Origin of the sequence: Streptococcus oralis, assembly GCF_001579175.1 — a bacterium.
In the GTDB taxonomy this organism is placed as follows: Bacteria; Bacillota; Bacilli; order Lactobacillales; family Streptococcaceae; genus Streptococcus; species Streptococcus oralis_O.
On sequence record NZ_KQ970760.1, the window covers coordinates 596,777 to 602,536 of the forward strand.

Annotated in this window: 5 protein-coding genes; all 5 read left to right on the top strand. The window is 41.2% G+C overall.

Features of this window, described 5'->3' with window-relative positions:
* Positions 1–1,432, top strand: a 1,432-nt coding sequence (gene pepF / locus SORDD24_RS07265) for an oligoendopeptidase F (protein ID WP_081103545.1), incomplete at its 5' end; no start/stop codon positions are given.
* Between the two features lies 1 nt (position 1,433).
* On the top strand, positions 1,434–2,147 hold the full coding sequence (locus SORDD24_RS07270; RefSeq protein ID WP_081103546.1) for an O-methyltransferase: 714 nt from the start codon (positions 1,434–1,436) through the stop codon (positions 2,145–2,147).
* Positions 2,148–2,214: 67 nt separating this feature from the next.
* Positions 2,215–3,153, top strand: a complete 939-nt coding sequence (gene prsA, locus SORDD24_RS07275; protein WP_061409108.1) for a peptidylprolyl isomerase PrsA — start codon at positions 2,215–2,217, stop codon at positions 3,151–3,153.
* Positions 3,154–3,346: 193 nt separating this feature from the next.
* Positions 3,347–4,570: a cell division peptidoglycan polymerase FtsW gene (gene ftsW, locus SORDD24_RS07280; RefSeq protein ID WP_061409111.1), complete on the top strand. Its 1,224-nt coding sequence runs from the start codon at positions 3,347–3,349 to the stop codon at positions 4,568–4,570.
* A 23-nt stretch (positions 4,571–4,593) separates the two neighbouring features.
* A partial coding sequence (locus SORDD24_RS07285; RefSeq protein ID WP_081103547.1) for a phosphoenolpyruvate carboxylase occupies positions 4,594–5,760 on the top strand: 1,167 nt, incomplete at its 3' end.

Genomic DNA, 5,760 nt, shown 5'->3' on the forward strand with positions numbered 1-5,760 from the left:
CCTAGAAGCTCAACCAAAACTCCAAGTTTACAAGCACTTTTTTGACAAGCTTTTGCAAAAGAAAGACCATGTTCTTTCGCAACGTGAGGAAGAATTGCTTGCTGGAGCAGGAGAAATCTTTGGCGCTGCTAGTGAAACCTTCGCTATTTTGGACAATGCGGATATTAGCTTTCCATACGTGCTTGATGACGAAGGCAAGGAAGTGCAACTCTCACACGGTACTTATATCCGTTTGATGGAGTCTAAAAACCGTGAAGTGCGTCGTGGTGCCTATGAAGCCCTTTATGCGACTTACGAGCAATTCCAACATACTTACGCTAAGACCTTGCAGACAAATGTTAAAGTGCAAAACTACCGCGCAAAAGTTCGCAACTATAAGAGTGCTTGCCATGCAGCCCTCGCAGCAAACTTTGTTCCAGAAAGTGTCTATGACAATTTAGTAGCAGCAGTTCGCAAGCATTTGCCACTCTTGCATCGATACCTTAACCTGCGTTCTAAAATCTTGGGGATTTCAGATCTCAAGATGTACGATGTCTACACACCACTATCTTCAGTAGAATACAGCTTTACCTACGAAGAAGCCTTGAAAAAAGCAGAAGAAGCATTGGCAGTTTTGGGAGACGACTACTTGAGCCGTGTTAAACGCGCCTTCAGTGAGCGTTGGATTGATGTCTATGAAAACCAAGGCAAGCGCTCTGGTGCCTACTCTGGTGGTTCTTATGATACCAATGCCTTTATGCTTCTCAACTGGCAAGATAACCTAGACAATCTCTTTACTCTTGTTCATGAAACAGGTCACAGTATGCATTCTAGCTATACTCGTGAAACTCAGCCTTATGTTTATGGAGATTACTCTATCTTCTTGGCAGAGATTGCCTCAACTACTAATGAAAATATCTTGACGGAGAAATTATTGGAAGAAGTAGAAGACGACGCAACACGCTTTGCTATCCTCAATAACTTCCTAGATGGTTTCCGTGGAACAGTCTTCCGTCAAACTCAATTCGCTGAGTTTGAACATGCTATCCACCAAGCAGATCAAAATGGAGAAGTCTTGACAAGTGATTTCCTCAATAAACTTTACGCTGACCTGAACCAAGAGTACTATGGACTCAGCAAGGAAGACAATCCTCAGATCCAATACGAGTGGGCACGCATTCCACACTTCTACTATAACTACTATGTTTATCAGTATTCAACAGGTTTTGCAGCAGCTTCAGCCTTGGCTGAAAAGATTGTTCATGGTAGTCAAGAAGATCGTGACCGCTATATCGACTACCTCAAGGCAGGTAAGTCAGACTATCCACTCAATGTCATGAGAAAAGCGGGAGTGGATATGGAGAAAGAAGACTACCTCAACGATGCTTTTGCAGTCTTTGAACGTCGCTTGAACGAGTTTGAAGCCCTTGTTGAAAAAATGGGACTGGCTTAAGATGGTAGAGTCTTATAGTAAAAATGCCAATCACAATATGCGACGTCCCGTCGTCAAGGAAGAAATCGTAGAACTCATGCGCCAGCGTCAAAAGCAGGTGACAGGTTCCTTGAAAGAATTGGAGACCTTCGCTCGCAAGGAAAACATTCCCATCATTCCTCATGAGACAGTTGCTTATTTCCGTTTTCTCATGGAGACCATACAGCCCAAGAACATTTTGGAAATTGGGACGGCTACCGGTTTCTCAGCTCTTTTAATGGCGGAACATGCGCCAGATGCCAAGATTACAACGATTGACCGTAATCCTGAGATGATTGGTTTTGCCAAGGAAAACTTTGCCCATTTTGACAGTCGTAAGCAAATCACTCTTTTAGAGGGAGATGCAGTCGATGTTTTATCTACTTTGACAGAAACTTATGACTTTGTCTTTATGGATTCGGCTAAGTCCAAGTATATCGTCTTTCTGCCTGAAATCCTTAAACATTTGGAAGTTGGTGGAGTAGTGGTCTTGGATGATATTTTCCAAGGAGGAGATGTTGCCAAGGACATCATGGAAGTCCGCCGAGGTCAACGAACCATTTACCGAGGTTTGCAAAGACTTTTCGACGCCACTTTGGACAATCCAGGTCTAACAGCAACTTTAGTTCCACTTGGAGACGGCATTCTCATGCTACGAAAGAATCTAGCAGAAGTAGAGCTTCCTGAGAGCGAATGATTTTCAGAAAAATTTAAGAAATTATAGTAAAATAGATAAGGTAACACTTACCGTAAAAGGAGTAAAAATGAAGAAAAAATTATTGGCGGGAGCCATCACATTATTATCAGTAGCGACGTTAGCTGCTTGTTCAAAAGGTTCTGAGGGAGCAGACCTCATCAGTATGAAAGGCGATGTCATTACGGAACACCAGTTTTATGAGCAAGTCAAAAGCAATCCCACAGCCCAACAAGTTTTGCTAAATATGACCATTCAAAAAGTTTTTGAAAAACAGTATGGTTCAGAGGTGACTGATAAAGAAGTAGATGATGCTGTTGCTGAGGAACAAAAGAAATATGGCGACAAGTATCAAAGTGTTCTTTCACGGGCAGGGATGACACCTGAAACACGAAAAGCGCAAATCAGAACCAACAAACTAGTCGAATTTGCAGTTAAGAAAGCAGCAGAGGCTGAGTTGACTGATGAAGCCTATCAAAAAGCTTTCGAAGCCTATACGCCAGACGTGACAGCACAAATCATCCGTGTTGCTAACGAAGATAAGGCAAAAGAAATACTCGAAAAAGCCAAAGCAGAAGGTGCAGACTTTGCCCAGTTGGCGAAAGATAACTCTAACGATGACAAAACAAAAGAAAATGGTGGAGAAATCACATTTGACTCTGCTTCTACAGAACTTCCAGAACAAGTCAAGAAAGCAGCCTTTGCCTTGGATGTTAATGGAGTTTCTGATGTGATTACAGCTACTGGAACACAAGCTTACAGCACCCAATACTATATCGTTAAAGTAACTAAGAAAACTGAAAAATCATCAAACCTAGATGACTATAAAGAAAAATTGAAGACGGTTATCTTGACTCAGAAACAAAATGATTCAAGTTTTGTTCAAGGAGTGATTGGTAAAGAATTGCAAGCAGCCAATATTAAAGTCAAAGATCAAGCCTTCCAAAACATCTTCACTCAGTATATTGGTGGTGACTCAAGCTCAAGCAGTAGCTCATCATCGAACTAAGAAATGAACAATACAAATCTCTTTTGAGGTTTGTATTTTTTTATCATCTATCAATCTAAAAAACGAGCAAAATTCGAAGGATTAGAGGATAAGAGTTTTTTTCTTTCTGAAAAAGTGGTATAATAGCAATCAAAACTAGAAAATAAAACGGAATTGGGAACAGTCGTCTCTGTTCCTATTAGAGTGGTGAAATATGAAAATTAGTAAAAGGCACCTACTAAACTATTCCATTTTGATTCCTTATCTTCTTTTGTCCATTTTGGGTTTGATTGTAGTTTACTCGACAACGAGCGCGACCCTGATCCAAGAAGGAAAGAGTGCTTTGCAATTAGTGCGAAACCAAGGGATCTTCTGGATAGCTAGTTTGATTTTGATTGCCTTAATCTACAAATTGAAATTAGGTTTCCTCAGAAATGAGCGCCTGATTTTTATTGTGATGTTTGTCGAGATGATTCTCTTAGCTTTAGCGCGTTTGATTGGAATTCCTGTCAATGGTGCCTATGGTTGGATTTCTGTTGGGCCTGTTACGATTCAGCCTGCAGAGTACCTGAAGATTATTATTATCTGGTATCTGGCGCATCGTTTTTCAAAACAACAGGATGACATAGCAGTTTATGATTTCCAAGTTTTGACGCAAAATCAGTGGTTGCCCCGTGCTTTTAACGACTGGCGTTTCGTTCTCCTGGTTTTGATTGGAAGTTTGGGAATCTTCCCAGACTTGGGGAATGCCACCATCTTGGTCTTGGTATCCCTTCTCATGTATACGGTTAGTGGGATTGCCTATCGTTGGTTCTCAACGATTCTCGTTCTTTTGACCGGTAGTTCGATTTTAGCCTTGTCTGTGATTCGATTGGTCGGGGTTGAGAAATTTTCTCAGATTCCGGTATTTGGATATGTTGCCAAGCGTTTCAGTGCCTTCTTTAATCCTTTTAATGATTTAGCAGGAGCGGGACACCAGCTTGCCAATTCTTACTACGCCATGGTCAATGGTGGTTGGTTTGGACTGGGATTAGGAAACTCCATTGAGAAACGAGGTTATCTGCCAGAAGCTCATACTGATTTCGTCTTTTCTATCGTGATAGAAGAGTTTGGATTCGTTGGAGCCAGCATGATTCTAGCCCTTCTCTTCTTCTTGATTTTGCGAATCATTTTGGTCGGTATTCGTGCTAAGGATCCGTTTAATTCAATGGTTGCTATCGGTGTGGGAGGGATGATTCTTATTCAGGTATTTGTCAATATCGGTGGGATTTCTGGTTTGATTCCTTCAACGGGAGTAACCTTCCCCTTCCTTTCACAGGGGGGGAATAGTCTCTTAGTCTTATCCGTCGCCATTGCCTTTGTACTAAATATCGATGCGAGTGAAAAACGTGCCAAACTGATCAGGGAATATGAGGGTCAAACTTCTGAATCGCTGTGAGGATTGTATGGAAAGGAAAGTTTATGTCTCTTCAAAAATTAGAAAACTATAGCAATAAAGCCGTTGTCCAAGAAGAAGTCTTGATTCTGACTGAGCTATTAGAAGATATCACAAAAAATATGCTAGCGCCAGAAACCTTTGAAAAGATTATCCAGTTGAAGGAATTATCAACTAGCGAGAATTATCAAGGGCTCAATGACCTAGTGACCAGTCTTTCGAATGAAGAAATGATTTACATTTCACGCTATTTCTCAATCCTTCCACTCTTGATCAATATCTCTGAGGATGTGGATTTGGCTTATGAGATCAATCACCAAAACAATGTGGACCAAGACTATCTAGGGAAACTATCTACAACCATTAAAATGGTGGCTGAAAAAGAAAATGCAGCTACAATTTTGGAACAGCTGAATGTTGTGCCTGTTCTGACTGCCCATCCGACGCAGGTCCAACGTAAGAGTATGTTGGATTTGACCAATCACATCCATAATCTTTTGCGTAAGTACCGTGATGTCAAACTAGGCTTGATTAACAAAGAAAAATGGCACACGGATCTCCGTCGTTATATTGAGATTATTATGCAGACGGACATGATTCGCGAGAAGAAATTGAAAGTAACCAACGAAATCACCAACGTGATGGAGTACTATCAAAGTTCATTCTTGAATGCTGTTCCCCGTTTGACAGCTGAGTATAAGAAACTAGCCAAGGAACAAGGTATCGAACTCCAACATCCAAAACCGATTACCATGGGAATGTGGATTGGAGGAGACCGTGATGGAAATCCTTTCGTAACTGCTGAAACCCTCAATAAATCTGCCTTGACCCAGTGTGAAGTCATCATGAATTACTACGATGAGAAGATTTATAACCTCTATCGTGAATTCTCACTCTCAACCAGTATTGTGAATGTCAGCGACAAGGTTCGTGAGATGGCTCTTAAGTCACAGGATAACTCGATTTATCGCGAAAAAGAACTCTATCGTCGTGCCCTTTTTGATATCCAAGCTAAGATGCAGGCAACTAAGGCTTATCTCATTGAAGACAAGGAACTTCAGCCTAGATATGCCACTGCAGATGAATTCTATCAAGATTTGTTGGCCATTCGCGACTCTCTCCTTGAGAACAAAGGAGAATACCTGATTTCAGGAGAATTTGTCGAGTTGATGCAAGCTGTCGAAATTTTTGGT

Coding starts and splice junctions, on each gene's coding strand:
- SORDD24_RS07270 (WP_081103546.1), top strand. CDS start 1,434: ATGGTAGAGTCTTATAGTAAAAATGCCAATCACAATATGCGACGTCCC.
- prsA (WP_061409108.1), top strand. CDS start 2,215: ATGAAGAAAAAATTATTGGCGGGAGCCATCACATTATTATCAGTAGCG.
- ftsW (WP_061409111.1), top strand. CDS start 3,347: ATGAAAATTAGTAAAAGGCACCTACTAAACTATTCCATTTTGATTCCT.